Raw genomic sequence first — 18,270 nt, 5'->3', positions numbered from 1 at the left:
GGGAGGGCTTTAGCCGAGCGCCCCCAGGGTGACATCCACGCTCTGCGTTTTTCCGTCACGGACGAACGTGACGGTTGCGTCGCTTCCCGCCGCGGCCGCCCGGACCTGAGCGGTCAGGTCGATCGAGTCGGTGATCGGCACCCCGTTGAATGCGGTGACGATGTCGCCCTTGCGGATGCCAGCCGCTTCCGCCGCGCCGCCTCGCGAGATCTCTTGGATGTACGCGCCCGAGATGGTTGCGTCTTCCACAGAGCTCGATGCGACCACCGAGGCGCCGAGCAAACCGTGTGTCGCGGACCCATCCGCGATGATCTCGTCGGTGACGCGCTGGACGACGTTCGACGGGATCGAGAAGCCCACACCGATCGAACCGGCCGTGCCGGACGATGAACCCGCGCTCGCGATCGCGACGTTGATGCCGATCAGCTTGCCGTCACCGTCGACCAGAGCGCCACCCGAATTACCTGGGTTGATCGCCGCGTCGGTCTGGATGACGGCGATGCTGATGGTTCCCGCCGAGGGACGGCTCTGCTCGCGCTGTCCCGGAATGTCGAACTGGAACGGGCCCTGACCGGGACCCTGCTCCGGCGCATCCTCGTCCTCGTCCCCGCCACCACGCGGTTCCGGCACAGCGGACGAGGCGATCGAGATGCTGCGATTCAGAGCGCTCACGATTCCGGTTGTGACGGTGTTGGACAGGCCGAGCGGGGCGCCGATCGCGACCGTCTGGTCGCCGACGTTCAGCTCGGACGAGTCGGCGAACTCGATCGGGGTCAGGCCCGAGGCATCCTCGAGCTTGATCACGGCGAGGTCGTAGGTGGGATCCGTTCCGACGATCTCGGCGTCATAGATCTTGCCGTCCGAGGTCGTCACGCGGATCGCCGGGGTACCCGTCGCGCCGTCGAGCGTCACGACGTGGGTGTTCGTTGCGACGTATCCGTCCTCGCTCAAGACGACACCGGAACCGCTGCCACCCGACCCACCTCCCGAGACCTCGATCGTGACGACGCTCGGAGTCACCTTCGCGGCGATCGCCGTCGTGGCGTTGACCTTGTCCGGGTTGTTGACCGTGACGGTCGACCCGCTCTGCACGACCGTGGTCGAGGGGGCAGCCCAGAGCTGCGTACCCACGTACGCGCCTCCGAGGCCGGCGGCACCGCCGACCAACGCCGCGGCGACGATCAGTCCCGCAACACGGCCCGCAGCGGACTTCTTCTGCGGGGGGCGCGGCGCGGCACCCACAGGGCCCGGATCGAATGGCAGCGTCGGCTGGGTGCCCGTCGCGTGTGCACCGTAGGCAGCGGTGGCCGCGGGACCGAAGGCCTGTCCACCCGAGGGGGCGCCAGCGTAGGCCGGAGCCGCGGGCGCAACCGAGCTGTAGGGCTGTTGTGCCCCGGGCAGCGGCGGGGCGGGCGGGTAACCGTTGTGCGCCGAAGCCGCGGGCGGAGTGTGCGGGGGCACCGCGCCCTGTGCGGGTGCCGCGCTGTTCGCAGCCGGGGTATCGTACGTCGGCGCTGAGCTCGGCGCGGGCGCCGCGCTGTCCGTCAGCGCTGCGGCGGGCACGGTCGGCGCATCGGGCACGGTTGCTGCGTGCTCGCTGGCCGGCGTTGCGTCGCCGTTCAGCCGGGCCTCGTCATCGGTGGGGCTGGTGCCCTGAGTGTCGGTCATCGGGTGCTCCTTCGTTCACATCTCCTTCACTGTGCTCTCGGATCCTGTGCGTTGCATATGACGCCACCGCATGTCGACTATGCGTACGGGCTGCCTTAGCCTGGAGCGCGGCGACCGCCTAGGCGCCGCATCAGGAGGCGTGGATGTCTGAGCCCACGGGCGCATGGAAGCGCACCGCCGCGGGGGCCGGTTTGCTCGGTCCGGACGGGTCGGTCTCGCCGACGATCTTCGCCGAGATGACCGCGCTTGCGATGAGTACCGGCGCGATCAATCTCGGCCAGGGTTTTCCGGACGAGGACGGACCCCTGGAGGTGCTGGACGCCGCCCGCGAGGCCATCGCGCAGGGGGCCAACCAGTACGCGCCCGGTCGAGGCATCCCCGATCTGCGTCTGGCGATCAGTGAACACCAGCAGCGCTTCTACGGACTCCGGTTGGACCCCGACGCGCACGTTCTCGTCACAGCCGGGGCGACCGAGGCAATCGCGGCCACGCTTCTCGCCGTCGTGGACTCCCCCGACGACGAGATCGTGGTGTTCGAGCCGTACTACGACTCCTACGCCGCCTGCGTCGCCCTCGCGGGCGCCCGGCTCGTGACGGTTCCTCTCCGCTGGCCCGACTTTCAACCCGACCTCGATGCGCTCGAGCGCGCGGTCACCGATCGCACCCGGGTCATCCTGGCGAACAACCCCCACAATCCGACCGGCGCTGTCTTCGAGACACCGGTGCTTCAGCGCATCATCGAGCTCGCAGAGCGGCACGACGCCATCATCGTCGCCGACGAGGTCTACGAGCACCTGACGTTCGGTGTGGCGCACGTGCCGTTGGCGACGTTGCCCGGCGGCTGGGACCGAACCCTCACGATCTCGTCGGCCGGCAAGACCTTCTCCACGACGGGGTGGAAGATCGGCTGGGCCACCGGCCCCGCGACGCTCATCACGGCCGTCAACACGGTCAAGCAGTACCTGACGTATTCGAACGGGACGCCGTTCCAACCGGCCATCGCGACCGGTTTGCGCCTGCACGACTCCTTCTTCGAGGGCATCGCCTCGGCACTGGCGCGCAAGCGGGACATCCTGGGCGCGGGTCTGCGCGCGGCGGATTTTGTCGTATCCGAACCGCGCGGCTCGTACTTCACAGTGGCGGATGCCGCACCGCTGGGAATCACGGATGCCACGGAGTTCTGCCGTCAGCTGCCCCAGCTGGCCGGGGTCGTCGGCGTTCCCGTCTCGGCCTTCGTCACCACGGAGCACCGTGCGGAGTACGCGACGCTCGTCCGCTTCGCGGCGTGCAAGCGTGTCGAGGTGCTCGAGGAGGCCGCCGGGCGTCTCGCCGCACTCGCCCGCTGAGAGGGGCGATTACCGCGGCTCGACGCGGAAACGACGGAGCGCCAGCGCCGGGTTCGTTCGTCGCACGCGCTCGACGGCTGCGCGCTCCACGAAACCCACCACGACGTCCGTCCCCGTTCCCAGGGCCGCGATCTCGACACCCTGCGGATCGATGACGGCGCTGTGTCCGACTCCGAGGGGCGGCGGATGATCCGCCGCCGCCACGTAGAGCGTGTTCTCGATGGCTCGGGCCCGGAGCAACGTCTGCCAGTGATACTCCTTGAGCGGACCGCGGACCCACTCGGCCGGCACGAGCACCACATCGGCTGCGGCGTCCGCCAGCAGCCGTGTCACCTCGGGGAACCGCAGGTCATAACAGGTCTGCAGGGCGAACCGCATCCCGGCACACTCGAACGTCTGGGGTTCGGTGATCTCGCCCGCCTCGACCCAGTCGGACTCGCGCTGGCCGAACGCGTCATACAGGTGGAGCTTGCGGTAGGTAGCAAGCACTCCCCCGCCATCGACGGCAACAACCGTGTTGCGCACGCGTTTGTTGTCCTCGGCCCGCTCGACCATGCCCGCGACGATGCAGATATCGTGCAGGTCGGCAAGCGCCACGAGCCCGGCCACAAAGGTCCCGTCGAGCGTTTCGGCGTTGGCAGCGAGCGACTCGTCAAAAGGGTCGACGAAATAGCTCGAATACTCGGGAAACAGCACGAGCCGCGCACCGCGGGCCACAGCCCGCTCGACGAGTTCCGCGATGGATTCGAGGTTCACGGCGCGAGAGGCTGTCGGTGCGAACTGCGCCACAGCGACTCCCACGGCCGCCCCCGGGCTCGCGCCTCGGTCCCGTGCAGTCATGACCGCTCCTCCCCGCGGGTGCGCCAGACAAGTGGCACCACGACCCACAACACCACGATCAGCGCCGCGAGCGACACTCCCGCGATCAGCGCCGCGTCACGAGCCAGCACGACATCAAAAACAAAGGCGACCACTCCGACCAGCAGGATCGACACCGTTGCGAGCGCGGTGATGAGCGCCGCGTGGCCGTAGGTGACGATGAGCTCCTTTTCGCGTCGGCGGAAGAGAAACCGGTGCAGCGCGACGGGCGCGAGCGCGATGATGGCGCTCAACGCAGACGCAACGACCAGAAACAGGTAGAACGCGCGTTGGCCCTCGTCGAGGTCGGCGAACGCCGGCTGGAACGCCAGGGCGAGCAGAAAGCCGGTGAGGATCTGGGTGCCGGTCTGCAGAACCCGAAGTTCCTGCAGCACCTCGATCCAGTTGCGGTCGTAGCGCTCCGACGGAGTCTCGTGTCGCCCGTCTTGGGCGCTCTCTGCCGGATCAGGATCGTCGGATGCGTTGTGTCGCGCGCCATGCGCAATCCCTTCGGCATCGACCATTTTCCCATCCTGACGTGCGACTCGGTATGCGGCAACCCGGTGGGGAAAGCAGAAGGTCCCGGATGCCTGAACGGTTTCCGGGACCTTCTTTTTGTTGCGGGGGCAGGATTTGAACCTACGACCTCTGGGTTATGAGCCCAGCGAGCTACCGAGCTGCTCCACCCCGCGGCACAAGAAACAAGCCTAGCACGACCTCAAGGGGCGGTCGAATCGAGACGAGTGTGGCCGCGATATCAGGACCGGGGCTCGAGCCGCCCGACTCCGTAGCGGCGTTCGGGTGGGACATCCGTCGCCGCACACAGAGCGACCCACACCTCGCGGGGGTCAACACCGGCGGCAATCGCAACAGCAGCCGTGCGACCACCGAGTGCGTCCAGGCTGAGATCGGCCGTGACGACGGCACCGTAGGCGGCGCCGAACTCATCCTCGACGGCGCGTTCGAATTCGCTTCGACGCATCCGGGGTCAGCGCAGCGACAGCTCGGCGTCGACCGACGCGACGAGGTCGTCGGGAACAACATCCGGGAAGGTCTGGAGGCCTTCCATCACCGAGATGCGATCGCCGACCTCGCGCATGATGGTCGAAATGGGCACATCGAGCGCCTCAGCCACAGAAGCGAGGATCTCGCTCGAAGCTTCCTTCTGACCACGCTCGACCTCGCTGAGGTAGCCGAGCGCAACGCTTGCCTTGCCGGCGACCTGACGGAGGGTCTGACCCTTCTGCAGACGGAAGTCCCGAAGGACGTCCCCGATCTCTTGACGAACCAGGATCATGATGCCCCCTCCTCACTGTCCTCGCTGTGCCCCACCGGGTGGGCCACTTTACAACACCGAATGGTGCCAATCTAATGCCCTGCGCTATGCAGAGGCTGGGAATCACCGAATGTAACGGAGACGAAACACGAGGTATTCCCGGGTCGCGTCCCTCATACGGCATCTCCTCATAGGGCAGCCCTCATACGGAAGTGAGGAGCGCGCGCAACGCGTAGCGGACCGTCTCCGCACGAATCGCACCCCGGTCACCCTCGAGTCGCAGCGAAAGGACCCGCGACTCTGTCGGGGTGCTCACGCCGATGTGCACCGTACCGACCGGCTGCCCGTCGGGCGAGTCGGGACCCGCGATGCCTGTCGTCGAGATCCCGACGTCCGCGCCACGCCCCTCGACCGCCACGGCACGACGGACGCCCTCTGCCATCTGCCGGGCCACCTCGGGGTGCACGGCCCCGTGCTCGGCCAGCAGCGCCCCGTCCACTCCCAAGAGCGAGTGCTTGAGCGGGGTGGCGTACGCGACGATGCCGCCGACGACCGTGGCGGACGCTCCGGGCACCGCGATGAGCGCCGCCGCGAGCATCCCGCCCGTGAGCGACTCCGCGATGCCGAGAGTCCAGCCGCGGTGGCGCAAGCTCTCGAGCGCACCCACCGCATCCACGGCGGCATCACCCGCTTCTGCATACGCGCGCCACTCCCCCGGGGGCAGCGCCTCGTCGGTCATGACGGGTCTGTGTGCGGGCGGCGAGCGGTCCGCGAACGACGGGAGCCGCGGATCTCGGTCACGACGTAGTCGATCCCGCTCGCGATGGTGAGGATGACGGCGACCCACATCGTCACGATGTTCACCCAGACGATCCAGTCCCCCACGACCGTCGCCAGCGGCAGCAGGGCGAGCGACAGGGCGACGGCCTGCGCGACGGTCTTGAGCTTGCCCATCCACGCAGCCGCGACGACATGGTCACTCGCGACGACCAGCCGATGGACGGTGATCCCGACCTCGCGGATCAGCACGACGACCGTGATCCACCACGGGAGTTCGGCCAGGATCGACAGCCCGATGAAGGCGAATCCCGTAAGCACCTTGTCGGCGATCGGGTCGAGCAGCTTGCCCAGGTCGGTGACGATCTTGTAGCGCCGCGCGATGTACCCGTCGATCCCGTCCGTCGCGATCGCGACAATGAACAGCACCGCGGCCCACCAGCGCAGCGGGCCATCCGCGCCACCATCGGCAAGGAGCATCCACAGAAAAACGGGAGCACAGAGGATCCGCGCGATCGTGATCGCGTTCGGAAGCTGCCGGGGAACGGCCATCAGTCGCGCCCCGTCAGGCCCCAGGCGTCCTCGTCGTTGTCCTCAGCGTCAACGACCGGCAGGCCGTCGTACTGGGCAGCGAGAGAGTCGGCGACCGCGTCGGTACCGTAGCGCGTGTCCGCCACGTACCCCGCCGCCGGAGCCGGAGCCGCGGCGGGGGCAGCGGGCGCCGCCGGTGCCGCGGGTGCAGCCGGGGCCACGTCGCCGCGCAGCATGCCCAGCACCTCGGGCAACTGTTCGGCGGTCACGAGAACGTCACGAGCCTTCGAGCCCTCCGAGGGACCGACGATCTCGCGCGCCTCGAGCAGGTCCATCAGGCGCCCGGCCTTGGCGAACCCGACACGGAGCTTGCGCTGGAGCATCGAGGTCGACCCGAACTGGGTCGAGACGATCAGTTCCGCGGCCGCAAGCAGCAGCTCGAGATCGTCGCCGATGTCGGCATCGATCTCTTTCTTCTCGGCCACGGCCGCGACATCCGATCGGTATTCCGGTCGCGCCTGTCCGGTCACGTACGCCACGACCGTCTCGATCTCGCGCTCGCTGACCCACGCGCCTTGCACACGGATCGCCTTCGAAGCGCCCATCGGCAGGAACAGTCCGTCGCCCTGACCGATGAGGCGGTCGGCGCCGGGCTGGTCGAGAATGACTCGGGAGTCGGTGACGCTCGTCACGGCGAACGCCAGACGCGAGGGCACGTTGGCCTTGATCAGACCGGTGACGACGTCGACGCTCGGGCGCTGGGTGGCCAGGACGAGGTGGATGCCCGAGGCACGGGCGAGCTGCGTGATACGGACGATCGAATCCTCGACGTCGCGCGGAGCGACCATCATCAGGTCGGCGAGCTCATCGACGACGACCAGCAGGTACGGATACGGCTTGAGCACGCGCTCGCTGCCCGCGGGGAGCTGGATCTCGTTGGCGACGACGGCCTTGTTGAAGTCGTCGATGTGACGGAAGCCGAACGACGCGAGGTCGTCGTACCGCATGTCCATCTCTTTCACGACCCATTGCAGCGCCTCGGCGGCCTTCTTCGGGTTTGTGATGATGGGCGTGATCAGGTGCGGCACGCCGGCGTACGACGTCAGCTCGACGCGCTTCGGGTCGATCAGCACCATGCGCACCTCGGACGGCTTCGCGCGCATCAGCAGGCTCGTGATCATCGAGTTCACGAAGCTCGACTTACCCGAACCCGTCGACCCCGCCACCAAGAGGTGGGGCATCTTGGCGAGGTTGGCGACGACGAATCCGCCACCGACATCCTTACCCACACCGATCGTCATGGGATGCGTCGACTGCTGCGCGTTGCCCGAGCGCAGCACGTCGCCGAGGGTCACGATCTCGCGGTCGGCGTTCGGAATCTCGACGCCGATCGCGCTCTTGCCGGGAATCGGGGCGAGGATGCGGACCTCGTTGGATGCCACGGCGTACGCGATGTTGTTGGTCAGCGCCGTGATGCGCTCGACCTTGACGCCCGGGCCGAGCTCGATCTCGTACTGCGTGACTGTCGGACCGCGCGAGAAGCCCGTGACCCGCGCATCCACGCCGAACTGACGCAGCACCTCGGTGAGCGAACGCACGACCTCGTCGTTCGCGGCCGAGCGCGCCTTGGCGGGGGTTCCTGCGGCGAGAGCGCTGACGGACGGCAGGCGATAGGGGTTCGCCGGGCGGTTTCCCGCGAGCGCGCCGTCTGTTCCGAGGCCGGACAGTCCGGGCAGCACGCCGTCATCGACCGCTTCGGTGGCGTCGTCGTGAATGGATGTGCCATGGATCGACGTCCCGTGCTGCCGCGCGGCCGCGGCCGCGCGTTCGGCATCGGCGAGCAGGTTCGGGTCGATGACCTCGGTCAGCGCGTCGGGCGAGAATACCGGGGCGGGCGGAACCGGCGGCACCGTGGCGATGGCCTGTTCGAAACCGCCGTGGCTCGAACCGGGCGTGAGCAACTCCGTGAGGTCCTGCGAACTCAGCCCACCCTCGGGGTCCTCCTCGCGGCCGGTCTTGTTGCGTCGCCACCACGGGGTCGCCGGATCTTCGGGCTCCGCCTGATCCTGGGCCTGGCCCTGATCCTTGGCGGCACCCTCGGGCCGCGCGTGCTCACCGAACATCCACGCGTAGAGATCGCCCAGCCGCGAACCGATGCGGTTCGGCGGGGTCTTGGTGATGATCAGGACACTCAGGATCGCGACGAGGACCAGCACGATCCAGGCGCCGATGGGCGTCAGGAGCGCCAACGGTTCGGCGACCATCCAGCCGAACAGACCGCCGGATGCACTCAGCACGGGCAGCCCCGAGCTCGGCACCGGCCTGTCGCCGGCCAGGTGGCAAAAGCCCGCGCCCGTCAGGATGAGCATGCCGAAGCCGATACCGATCCGACCGTTGTCGTGCACGCTCGAGGGGTGGCGGAAGAGCCATCCGGCCAGCAAGAGAATCATCACCGGGAGGACGAAACTCAGTCGACCGAGCATGCCTCCGACGGTGTAGTCCGAGATCGTCCCCGCGACGTCGTTGCCGATGAAGAACCATTCGATGACACCGCCGGCGATCGCCAACAGCACGAGCAAGAACGGGAAGCCGTCGCGCCGCTGATCCTTCTCGAGAGTCTCTGGGCCGAAAGCGCGGAACACCCCACCCACCCCGTGGGCGAGGCCCATCCAGGCACGAGCGATCACGGGTGGACGTTCGGGCTCGTCGTCGTACCGCTTGGGTGCGGGCGCGGGCTTCCGCGCGCGCGTCGTGGTGCCCTTGGCGGGCGCGCGGCCGCTCTTGGTCGGGCTGGTGCTCCTGGCCATTCCCCCACGGTACGACTGACGTGCGACGTTCGGGCGCAGCGACGCGGCTCCGCTTCAGCCCGGTCTCAGCCCGAACTCACCGCAGGCGCTTGACCATGGTGTCTCGGCCGACCCCGGGTTGCGTCACGGCGAAGCCCTCTGAGCGATAGAACACGGCGGCGAAGTTGCCGCGCTCGACGTTCAGGCTGAGGCGAGCGAACCCGGCCTGCGCCGCATGGGTCGTGAGCTGCTTGAGCAGCGCCCGCCCCACGCCGTGCGCCCGCCAGATCGGCCGGACCCCGATGATCATCTCGGGAACTCCCGTGCCGACATGGGCGAACGCGGGGTCGGTACGGGGAAGCATCCGGTACCAGGCGGCACCGATGGGTGATCCCTGCGGGTCGAGCGCGACGAACCCGGCGTCGCTCGGACGCATCCATCCCGCGACGAACCGGCCGTGCTCGGGCGTGGACAGAATCTGGTGCCGCGGCCGCGCGCCCCCCGCGCGCCAATTGACCGCTTCGACAACCATGTCCGCCAAGAACCCGCCATCCGCCTGGGCGGCGGGTCGTGTGGTGAACGAGGCGGGCATGCGGCGAGTGTAGCGGCGCACGAGAACAGGCGAATACACGAAGACAGGCAGATCTGCGTGGGATCTGCCTGTCTCCGGGTGATTGCCTGCCTGGGTGCGGTTGCCTGTCTCCGTGCGATCGCGCGCGGGCTACGCCTCGATGACGAGCGGCACGATCATCGGCCGGCGACGCAGCGACTGGCTCACCCAGCGACCGATCGTGCGGCGGACGATCTGCGCGAGCGCATGCGTGTCGCGTACACCCGACTGCGCGGCCTCCTCGAGCGCCGCGGCGATCTTCGGCTTGACGCTGTCGAACACCTTGTCGTCTTCGGCGAAGCCACGCGCATGGATCTCGGGGCCGGTGATGATCTTGCCGGTGGCGGCATCGACGACGACGATCACCGAGATGAACCCCTCTTCGCCGAGGATGCGCCGATCCTTGAGGTCCGCATCCGTGATCTCGCCCACGGTCGAACCGTCGACGTAGACGAAGCCGATGTCGAGCTGACCGACGACGGATGCGACGCCGTCACGCAGATCGATGACCGTGCCGTTCTCGGCCAGGAACGTGCGCTCAACGGGAACGCCGCTCGAGTGGGCGATACGCGCATTGGCGGTCAGGTGACGGTACTCGCCGTGGATCGGCAGGACGTTCTTGGGCTGGAGGATGTTGTAGCAGTAGAGCAACTCCCCCGCCGCCGCGTGGCCCGAGACGTGCACCTTGGCATTGCCCTTGTGGACGACGTTGGCGCCGAGCTTGGTGAGCCCATCGATCACACGGTAGACCGCGTTCTCGTTGCCCGGAATCAGGCTCGAGGCGAGGATGACGGTGTCACCCGGGCCGGGCTCGATGTCGTGGTCGAGGTTCGCCATGCGGCTGAGCACGGCCATCGGCTCGCCCTGCGAACCGGTCGACATGTAGACGATCTTGTCGTCGGGCAGGTCGCGGGCCTTCTTGTAGTCGATGAGCACGCCCGGCGGTACGCGCAGGTACCCGAGGTCCGCCGCGATTGTCATGTTTCGCACCATGCTGCGCCCGAGGAATGCCACTCGGCGGCCATTGGCGGCCGCCGCATCCAGCACCTGCTGCACGCGGTGCACGTGACTCGAGAAGCTGGCCACGACCACGCGGCGCGGAGCCTTGGCGATCACCTGATCGAGCACCGGACCGATCGAGCTTTCGAGCGGGGTGAAACCCGGGACATCCGCGTTGGTCGAATCCACCAAGAACAGGTCGACGCCCTCTTCGCCCAGGCGCGAGAACGCACGGAGGTCGGTCAGGCGCCCATCGAGCGGCAGCTGGTCCATCTTGAAGTCGCCGGTCGCGAGCACGAGGCCCGCGGGGGTACGGATCGCCACGGCGAGGGCATCCGGAATCGAGTGGTTCACGGCGATGAACTCGAGGTCGAACGGGCCGACCTTCTCGCGGTCGCCCTCGCGCACCGTGAGGCTGTACGGCCGGATGCGGTGCTCTTTGAGCTTCGCCTCGATGAGCGCGAGCGTCAGCCCCGAACCGATGATGGGGATGTCGCTCTTGAGCTTCAGCAGGTACGGCACCGCGCCGATGTGGTCTTCGTGACCGTGCGTCAGGACGAGGCCGACGATGTCGTCGAGGCGGGACTTGATCGGCTCGAAGTCAGGCAAGATCAGGTCGACGCCTGGCTGGTGCTCTTCGGGGAAGAGCACGCCGCAGTCGACGATGAGCAGCTTGCCCTCGTACTCGAAGACGGTCATGTTGCGACCGATCTCGCCGAGACCGCCCAGGGGGAAGACGCGGAGGGTGCCGGCGGCGAGCGCGGGCGGATCGTAAACGTTGGTGGGCATGCTGCCTCCATGGATGCAGCGAGGCATCCGGTCGTGTGTTGTTGTGGTGTGCGCGGCCCGATAGAGGGTCCGCGGCTTTGGCTATCTGGCGCCCGTTCGGGCTTTGGTGTGAGAGTTCGCCTGGGTGAGAGACGAGCGAGCTTTATCGAGTGGTGCCGTGGATCTTGGGAAGCGCGCCGCCCGCGGCCGCGTTTCGGTCGGGGCGGAAGTTCGAGAAGTCAGCGCCGGCGACGTCGCGGACGAGAGCCAGCTCGTCCTCGATCGTTGCGGCTTCCCACTCTTCGGGCCCGACGAGCGGCAGGCGCACGCGCGGGCTGCCGATGCGGCCGAGGCCGTGCAGGATGTACTTCGCCGCGACCGTACCCGGTACGTGCGTCATGACGGCACGGACAAGGGGCTCGAGCTGCTTGTGCGCCGCCGTAGCGGCGGCGAGGTCGCCACGGTTCACGGCATCCACGATCGTCCGGTACGGGGTCGCAGTGATGTTCGCCGTCACGCCGATCATGCCGGCGGCACCGATCGCCAGGTGCGGCAGCACGTTGGCGTCGTCGCCCGAGAAGTACATCAGATCGGTCTGGTTGAGCACCCGGCTGACCTCACTGAAGTCGCCCTTGGCATCCTTCACGGCCAGGATGTTCGGGTGCTTCGCGAGCCGAAGGATCGTCTCGTACTTGATCTCGACGCCCGTGCGGCCCGGGATGTCGTACAGGATGACGGGCAGGTCCGTGGCGTCGGCAACGAGGCGGAAGTGCGTCAGGATGCCGGCCTGCGTGGGCTTGTTGTAGTACGGCGTGACGATCATGATGCCGTCGGCGCCGGCCTTCTCGCTCGCCTTATAGAGCCCGATCGCGTGGGCCGTCTCGTTCGAGCCGCCACCCGTGATGATCTTGGCTCGACCGGCCGAGACGTCCTTGCCGACCTCGACGAGACGGAGCTTCTCGGCATCCGTCAGCGTGCTCGTCTCACCCGTCGTGCCCGTGACGACGATGCCGTCCGCACCCGCCGTGATGACGTCGTCGATGTGCTTTTCGACAGCGGGCCAATCGACCTCGCCGTCGGCCGTCATCGGAGTGACGAGCGCGACCAGCACCTGACCGAACGGATTGGCGGTGTGCGTCATGGTTCCTAGGCTATCGGGCCGCGGTGCGGTGGACCCTCACCCGTGCCGACCGCGGAGACGTCGGGGGCAACGAACGCATGATCAGCGGCCGCTCTCCCCCACCCGCGCGGCGACGTTTGGCGGCACCAAACGGGTCAGAGCCACGAGTGCCTTGTACCGCAGCGACGGCACCGAGACAGCCTTGCCGCGGGCGATATCGCGGAGGGATTCCGCGACGACGTCGGATGCGTCGAGCCAGAGCGCGGCGGGCACACCTTCGTTACCGGGTGCGAGACCCATCCGCTCGTGGAAGCCCGTGTGCGTGAACCCCGGGCAGACAGCCGTGACGGTCACCCCGCGCGGTGCGTACCGGCCGTTCGCCCATCGACTGAAACTGATCAGCCAGCCTTTGCAGGCGCCATAGGTCGAAAGCGGAATGAACCCGGCCACCGAAGCGATGTTGACGATCCGCCCGCTGCCCCGCTCGAGCATGCCGGGCAGCACCGCCCGCATCAGTCGCATCGGCACCTCGACGTGCAGCGCCAGGTGCCGCGCCTCATCTTCGATGTCGTTGCTCTCGAAAGCCAGATCCAACCCGAACCCGGCGTTGTTGACGAGCATCTCGATCGGGCGCGCCACGTCGGCGAGGCGATCGGTCACCTTCTGGAGCTGGCGAGGCTTGGTGAGGTCGACGGCGAGCACCTCGTACGAGATGCCGTGGTCGCGGACGAGCTCGGCACCGAGGCGCTCGAGCTCCGCACGATCGCGGGCGACGAGCACGAGGTCCGCGCCGCGCGCCGCCAGTTGGCGGGCGTATTCGGTGCCGAGTCCCGAGCTGGCACCCGTGATGAGCGCGGTCTTGGCCATGGGGCGCGTTCCCGACGCCTTAGGGCGCGACTCGTCCGTTGCCGTTGAACGACGCGTGCGTGAACGGCATGAGTTCGGTCCAGATGTGCTCCATCTTTTCCGCCACCATCTCGATCTCACGCTGTGGGAAAGAGGGGAAGTGCGTGCCCTCACGCTTGGTGCGCAGCGACAGGAAGTTCATCAGGGCGCGGGCGTTCATCGTGACGTACATCGAAGAATAGATGTTCAGCGGAAGCACGATTCGGGCGACCTCGCGGGCAACGCCGGCGTCGAGCATCCGCTGGTACGCCTCGAACGCGTGGACGGATGCTTCGCGCGTAACGGCGTCCGTCAGCTCGGTCTGTTCGGGGGTCCCCTCGAGGAACTCGTATGCACCCGGCTTGCCGACCTGGATCAGCCGGCGGTCTGCAGCGGGGACGTAGAAGACGGGACGGAGCTCGCGGTAGCGGCCCGATTCTTCGTTGTACGAGGCGATGCGGTGCCGCATGAACTCGCGGAACACGAAGATCGGCGCCTGCACGTAGAACGTCATCGAGTTGTGTTCGAACGGCGAACCGTGGCGGTCGCGCATCAGGTAGTTGATCAGGCCGCGATCACGAGCGGATGCGTCCGCCCCCGAAGCGGCCTCTTCGAGCGTCTGCTCGCCCATCGTCGAGACACGGGCGGCGAACAACACGTCACTGTCGGAGGCGCTCGAGCGCACGAGCTCGACGGTCATGTCGGAGCGAAACTCGACGGGGGGAACGGTCGACTCGGCGGAGGTAGCGGCATCGGTCACGCGCCCAGACTACCCGCGAGCGTGCGACCGATTGTTACGGCGTCGCCGTCAAAATCGGTCGGGAAGCGACCGACCATAGCTGGCGCGCCTATCCTGGGTTGCTGTGACTCTCGTTGAAGCCCTGATCGGACTGGCCGTCTTGCTGACGGTCACCGTTGTCGCGGGCATTGTGGTGCGCTGGAACCAGGGTCGCGCCCACCATCACGTCGCGCACGAGGTGGTTGAGCCCGCCCGAATCGGCGCCGACGGACTCGGCGACGTCGCCACGCTTCTGCAGTTCAGCACCGATATGTGCTCACGCTGCCCGGGCGTTCACCGCACTCTCTCGGCCGTCGCGGACGCGCGCCCCGGGGTCCGCCACCTGGACGTCGACCTGACCAATCGTCCCGATATCGCCAAGCACTTCCACGTTCTGCAGACCCCGACCACACTCATCCTGGATCGCGCCGGCGTCGTGCAGACGCGCTTCGGCGGTGTACCGCGCCGCGACGTCATCGAGATGGAGCTCGCGCGGCTGACCGGGGTCGAGCCGCAATCGAAGCCCGAGGCCGAACGTGTCTGACCGTGCCGTGCCAGCCGGCATCGACCCGCGCGGCCCGCGGTTCGCGGCGTCGATCACCACTGTTCTGCTCGCCGTCGCGGTGCTGCTCGGATTGACCGGGCTGTCGACCACACGGAGCACCGATTTCGGGTTCGTCGCAGGTGAGAATTCGCTCGCCGGCAGCGGATGGGATGTAGCTCGCGCATCCCTCGCCCAGCGCGTACTCGATCCGGCCTTCCTGCTGATTCTCGTGATTGCGCTGCTGTTCGTGTGGGGCGTCGCCTCTCCGCGCACGGCGCCCTGGGGCGTGCTGTTCCGTCGAGTCATCCGTCCGCGCCTGAAGCCGCCCACCGAACTCGAGGATCCTCGCCCGCCCCGCTTTGCGCAGGGCGTCGGACTGTTCGTCGTGACGATTGGTCTCATTCTGCACCTCACCGGCGTGCCGTGGGCGCTGCCGATCTCCGCCGCCGCGGCGTTCGTCGCGGCATTCCTGAATGCCGTCTTCGGACTGTGCCTCGGCTGCCAGCTGTATCTCGTCCTCCAGCGTGCGGGCCTCGTCGGACGCGCGCGTCCCGCCGTCTGAGATGGAATCAGCGGCGTTACGTCGCGCACGTCCGCGGCCCGGATTAGGCTGACCGAAGACAGGTCGTCGGCGATCCGTGCCGACGATGCAGCGGCACAACCAACCCGGAGGACTCTCATGAGCGTGACGAGCGAAGCCAGCACAGCCTGGAAGGGCAGCCTGATGGGCGGCTCGGGCACGGTCGCCCTCGACACCTCCCACGCCGGCACGTTCGATGTCAACTGGAAGGCTCGTTCCGAGGGATCCGGTTCCGTCACGACGCCCGAAGAACTCATCGCCGCTGCCCACTCGTCCTGCTTCAGCATGGCGCTCTCGCACGCACTGAGCGAGAACGGCACCCCGCCCGAGAGCGTAGACACCACGGCATCCGTCACCTTCGTGCCGGGCACCGGAATCACGGGCAGTCACCTGAACGTCAACGCGGTCGTACCTGGCCTCAGCGCTGAAGACTTCGCCAAGATCGCACAGGACGCGAAGACGGACTGCCCCGTCTCGCAGGCTCTTGCGGGCATCGAGATCACGCTCGAGGCGACGCTCGCCTGAGGCGGGCGGATCGGATGTCTCAACGCGTCGTCATCGCGGGCGCCTCGGGCCTCATCGGCCGGACGCTCACCGACAGTCTTCTCGCCGACGGTGTCGAGGTGACGACTCTCGTTCGACGTGAGCCTCAGGGCCCTTCGGAGGTTCGCTGGTTGGACGGGTCGCCGCTCGATCCGAGCGTGCTCGCGGGCGCCACGGCCGTCGTCAACCTGAACGGTGCGAGCATCGGGCACATCCCCTGGACGCCGTCGTACAAGCGCACCCTCGTCTCGTCACGGCTCGAGGCCACGGGAGTCCTCGCGGAAGCTTTGCGGGCACTCGGCGACGACGCTCCGGCATTCGTGTCCGCCAGCGCGATCGGCTACTACGGGTCCGTGCCCGGCCGCGAGTTTCGCGAGGATGCGGGCCCCGGTGGCGGATTCCTCAGCGACCTGTGCGTCGAATGGGAGGCCACCGCGCGCACAGCCGGGACCGCGCGCGTCGCGCTTCTCCGGACGGCACCCGTCGTGCACCCCGAGAGCGTCTTGAAGCCGCTCATTCTGCTGACGAAGTTCGGGCTGAGTGGACCGATGGGCCGCGGCACACAGGTGTGGCCTTGGATCTCGCTCGTCGACGAAGTGCGCGCCATCCGGCACATCATCGACGCCGAGCTCGAAGGTCCCGTCAACCTGTCGGGCCCGACGCGGGCGACCGCGAATGACCTCGGCTTCGCGCTGGCGAGGCGCATGAACCGCCCTTACGTCCTGCGCGCACCCGCATGGGCTCTCCGGCTGGGACTCGGACGCGACATGGCCGACGCGGTGCTTCTCGTCGATGCGCATGTCATTCCGGCCGCGCTCAAGGCATCCGGCTTCACGTTCACGCACGCGACCGTCGACGAGGCGGTCGCGGCGATCATTCCTGTCGGGCGCTGAGCATGCCGCGCGAGGTCAACGCTCACCGTGGCTCGTGCTGTCGCCGCGCCGTTCGGCGGACTCGAACCTGATCGCCTGCCGTATGGCCGATCGAGCTCGCCGCCGGTCCCCCGCACCGTCGTACGCGAGACCGAGCCGGTACCACGCACGCCAGTCCTCGGGGGCGGATTCGACCTCGTCGCGGTACTTCGGGAAGAGCGCCTCGGCCTCGTCGCGATCGACCCGCCCGCTCGGGCGCACGGACAGCTGCTCGTCGGGGAGAGCGCCCTCGCGCTCGAGCCGTCGACCGAGGCTTTCCGCGCGCATCCCGAACCAGAGTTCGCGCCCGATGGCCCACGCGGCGATCGCCGGCAGAACGAACAGCGCGACTCCCATCGCAATGCCCACCGGATCGCCTGACGTCAGCAGGAGGTACGCCCGCTGAGAAACCAGCACCAGGTAGAGTGCCAGCACCACGGCAATGATGGCCGCCCCGATGCGTGCCTTCACAGGCCGGTAACCCGCGCCACCTGTCCGGGCACGCCGCCGTCGTCGACCGGCGATTGGGGCTCGTCTCCCGGCAGGCGGATACCGACGTCGATGAATCGGTCGAGGCCCACGACGACGCCGCGTACGGTACGCGCCGCGTCCAGAGCGATCCGGATGCCCGGGGCGTAGGCCAACGCCGGATCGACCGTGTCGTGGACGATCTGCAGCGACTCCCCCGGGCCCGACAGCAGCACCTCTTGGCGTGCGATCACGCCGGGCCGGCGAAGCGAATGGACGGGGATGCTCGCGACGCGCTGCCCGCGGGCGCGCTGGTCGGTGTGCGGCGCCTCGACCGGCCCGACGCTCTCTCGGGCGGCAGCCATCAGCTCGGCCGTGCGCACCGCGGTGCCGCTCGGCGAGTCGACCTTACGTTCGTGGTGCGCCTCGACGATCTCGATCGAGGGAAAGAAGGGCGCCGCGGCAGCTGCGAGGGCCGTGCCGATAACCGACCCGAGCGAGAAATTGGGGATGAAGACGACGCCGGTGCCCGCCGCCTCGACGAGCGGCCGGACGAGCGCGATGCGCTCCTGCGACCACCCCGAGGTGCCGACCAGAACGTTGATGCCCCGCTCGATGGCCGCACGGACGACGTCGATCGAGACCGCCGGGCTCGAGACATCCACCACCAAATCCGACCCGTCGATCTCGGTGATATCGCTGCGCGAGGACAGCACGGCAATGACCTCGTAGCCCTCGGTCGTCTCGATTACGTCGCGAACCACACCGCCGAGGCGCCCGGTTCCGCCCACGATGGCTACGCGTGTCGTCATGTGCCCATCC

Annotated in this window: 20 protein-coding genes and 1 tRNA gene; 5 read left to right on the top strand and 16 right to left on the bottom strand. The window is 68.0% G+C overall.

Annotated elements, in window-relative coordinates:
• Window positions 1-9: 9 nt before the first annotated feature.
• Window positions 10-1,668 (bottom strand): trypsin-like peptidase domain-containing protein, encoded by a 1,659-nt coding sequence (locus ACT9TC_RS15245; RefSeq protein WP_458041294.1) that lies wholly within the window; start codon window positions 1,666-1,668, stop codon window positions 10-12.
• A 143-nt stretch (window positions 1,669-1,811) separates the two neighbouring features.
• Here ACT9TC_RS15245 and ACT9TC_RS15240 point away from each other — a divergent pair, with 143 nt between their 5' ends.
• On the top strand, window positions 1,812-3,014 hold the full coding sequence (locus ACT9TC_RS15240) for an aminotransferase class I/II-fold pyridoxal phosphate-dependent enzyme (RefSeq protein ID WP_458041293.1): 1,203 nt from the start codon (window positions 1,812-1,814) through the stop codon (window positions 3,012-3,014).
• A gap of 9 nt (window positions 3,015-3,023) precedes the next feature.
• Here the strand turns inward: ACT9TC_RS15240 and ACT9TC_RS15235 are convergent, their stop codons facing one another.
• From ACT9TC_RS15235 to thyX, 13 genes are all read right to left on the bottom strand, one after another.
• Window positions 3,024-3,854 carry a carbon-nitrogen hydrolase family protein gene (locus ACT9TC_RS15235; protein ID WP_458041292.1) on the bottom strand — a complete coding sequence of 277 codons (831 nt, stop codon included), beginning with the start codon at window positions 3,852-3,854 and terminating at the stop codon, window positions 3,024-3,026.
• A complete protein-coding gene (locus tag ACT9TC_RS15230; protein ID WP_458041291.1) occupies window positions 3,851-4,396 on the bottom strand; it encodes a DUF6328 family protein in 546 nt (181 codons plus the stop codon). The genes ACT9TC_RS15235 and ACT9TC_RS15230 overlap by 4 nt, the downstream gene beginning before the upstream one ends.
• 94 nt (window positions 4,397-4,490) lie before the next feature.
• Window positions 4,491-4,564 (bottom strand) — tRNA-Met (locus tag ACT9TC_RS15225).
• Between the two features lie 65 nt (window positions 4,565-4,629).
• Complete coding sequence (locus ACT9TC_RS15220) at window positions 4,630-4,854, bottom strand: DUF3046 domain-containing protein (RefSeq protein WP_458041290.1); 225 nt, start codon at window positions 4,852-4,854, stop codon at window positions 4,630-4,632.
• Window positions 4,855-4,860: 6 nt separating this feature from the next.
• On the bottom strand, window positions 4,861-5,169 hold the full coding sequence (locus tag ACT9TC_RS15215) for a helix-turn-helix domain-containing protein (protein ID WP_036297033.1): 309 nt from the start codon (window positions 5,167-5,169) through the stop codon (window positions 4,861-4,863).
• 181 nt (window positions 5,170-5,350) lie between these two features.
• Window positions 5,351-5,887 carry a CinA family protein gene (locus ACT9TC_RS15210; RefSeq protein WP_458041289.1) on the bottom strand — a complete coding sequence of 179 codons (537 nt, stop codon included), beginning with the start codon at window positions 5,885-5,887 and terminating at the stop codon, window positions 5,351-5,353.
• On the bottom strand, window positions 5,884-6,477 hold the full coding sequence (gene pgsA, locus ACT9TC_RS15205; protein WP_458041288.1) for a CDP-diacylglycerol--glycerol-3-phosphate 3-phosphatidyltransferase: 594 nt from the start codon (window positions 6,475-6,477) through the stop codon (window positions 5,884-5,886). The genes ACT9TC_RS15210 and pgsA overlap by 4 nt, the downstream gene beginning before the upstream one ends.
• On the bottom strand, window positions 6,477-9,263 hold the full coding sequence (locus tag ACT9TC_RS15200; protein WP_458041287.1) for a DNA translocase FtsK: 2,787 nt from the start codon (window positions 9,261-9,263) through the stop codon (window positions 6,477-6,479). Before ACT9TC_RS15200 ends, pgsA begins: the two co-directional genes overlap by 1 nt.
• A gap of 76 nt (window positions 9,264-9,339) precedes the next feature.
• A complete protein-coding gene (locus tag ACT9TC_RS15195; RefSeq protein WP_458041286.1) occupies window positions 9,340-9,834 on the bottom strand; it encodes an N-acetyltransferase family protein in 495 nt (164 codons plus the stop codon).
• 129 nt (window positions 9,835-9,963) lie between these two features.
• On the bottom strand, window positions 9,964-11,640 hold the full coding sequence (locus ACT9TC_RS15190; protein WP_458041285.1) for a ribonuclease J: 1,677 nt from the start codon (window positions 11,638-11,640) through the stop codon (window positions 9,964-9,966).
• A 142-nt stretch (window positions 11,641-11,782) separates the two neighbouring features.
• Window positions 11,783-12,760 (bottom strand): 4-hydroxy-tetrahydrodipicolinate synthase, encoded by a 978-nt coding sequence (gene dapA, locus ACT9TC_RS15185; protein WP_458041284.1) that lies wholly within the window; start codon window positions 12,758-12,760, stop codon window positions 11,783-11,785.
• Between the two features lie 81 nt (window positions 12,761-12,841).
• Window positions 12,842-13,606 carry an SDR family NAD(P)-dependent oxidoreductase gene (locus ACT9TC_RS15180; protein WP_458041283.1) on the bottom strand — a complete coding sequence of 255 codons (765 nt, stop codon included), beginning with the start codon at window positions 13,604-13,606 and terminating at the stop codon, window positions 12,842-12,844.
• Window positions 13,607-13,625: 19 nt separating this feature from the next.
• Window positions 13,626-14,324 (bottom strand): FAD-dependent thymidylate synthase, encoded by a 699-nt coding sequence (gene thyX, locus ACT9TC_RS15175; protein WP_458042953.1) that lies wholly within the window; start codon window positions 14,322-14,324, stop codon window positions 13,626-13,628.
• A 163-nt stretch (window positions 14,325-14,487) separates the two neighbouring features.
• On the opposite strand from thyX, the gene ACT9TC_RS15170 reads away from it, so the two are divergent.
• From ACT9TC_RS15170 to ACT9TC_RS15155, 4 genes are all read left to right on the top strand, one after another.
• The gene (locus tag ACT9TC_RS15170) at window positions 14,488-14,946 is read left to right on the top strand and encodes a TlpA family protein disulfide reductase (protein WP_458041282.1); all 459 of its coding nucleotides are present in this window, start codon (window positions 14,488-14,490) and stop codon (window positions 14,944-14,946) included.
• Window positions 14,939-15,508, top strand: coding sequence for a DUF4395 domain-containing protein (locus ACT9TC_RS15165; protein WP_458041281.1), 570 nt, complete (start codon window positions 14,939-14,941; stop codon window positions 15,506-15,508). The genes ACT9TC_RS15170 and ACT9TC_RS15165 overlap by 8 nt, the downstream gene beginning before the upstream one ends.
• 117 nt (window positions 15,509-15,625) lie before the next feature.
• Window positions 15,626-16,051 carry an OsmC family peroxiredoxin gene (locus ACT9TC_RS15160; protein ID WP_458041280.1) on the top strand — a complete coding sequence of 142 codons (426 nt, stop codon included), beginning with the start codon at window positions 15,626-15,628 and terminating at the stop codon, window positions 16,049-16,051.
• Between the two features lie 14 nt (window positions 16,052-16,065).
• A complete protein-coding gene (locus tag ACT9TC_RS15155) occupies window positions 16,066-16,962 on the top strand; it encodes a TIGR01777 family oxidoreductase (protein ID WP_458041279.1) in 897 nt (298 codons plus the stop codon).
• Between the two features lie 15 nt (window positions 16,963-16,977).
• On the opposite strand, the gene ACT9TC_RS15150 is transcribed toward ACT9TC_RS15155, so the two are convergent.
• Both ACT9TC_RS15150 and dapB read right to left on the bottom strand, forming a co-directional pair.
• Window positions 16,978-17,451 carry a hypothetical protein gene (locus tag ACT9TC_RS15150; RefSeq protein WP_458041278.1) on the bottom strand — a complete coding sequence of 158 codons (474 nt, stop codon included), beginning with the start codon at window positions 17,449-17,451 and terminating at the stop codon, window positions 16,978-16,980.
• Window positions 17,448-18,260: a 4-hydroxy-tetrahydrodipicolinate reductase gene (gene dapB / locus ACT9TC_RS15145; protein ID WP_458041277.1), complete on the bottom strand. Its 813-nt coding sequence runs from the start codon at window positions 18,258-18,260 to the stop codon at window positions 17,448-17,450. The genes ACT9TC_RS15150 and dapB overlap by 4 nt, the downstream gene beginning before the upstream one ends.
• Window positions 18,261-18,270 lie beyond the last annotated feature (10 nt).

The organism is Microbacterium sp. HM-570, assembly GCF_054165885.1.
Note: the sequence above shows the minus strand (reverse complement) of the source record. Positions and strands in the feature narration are given on the sequence as shown.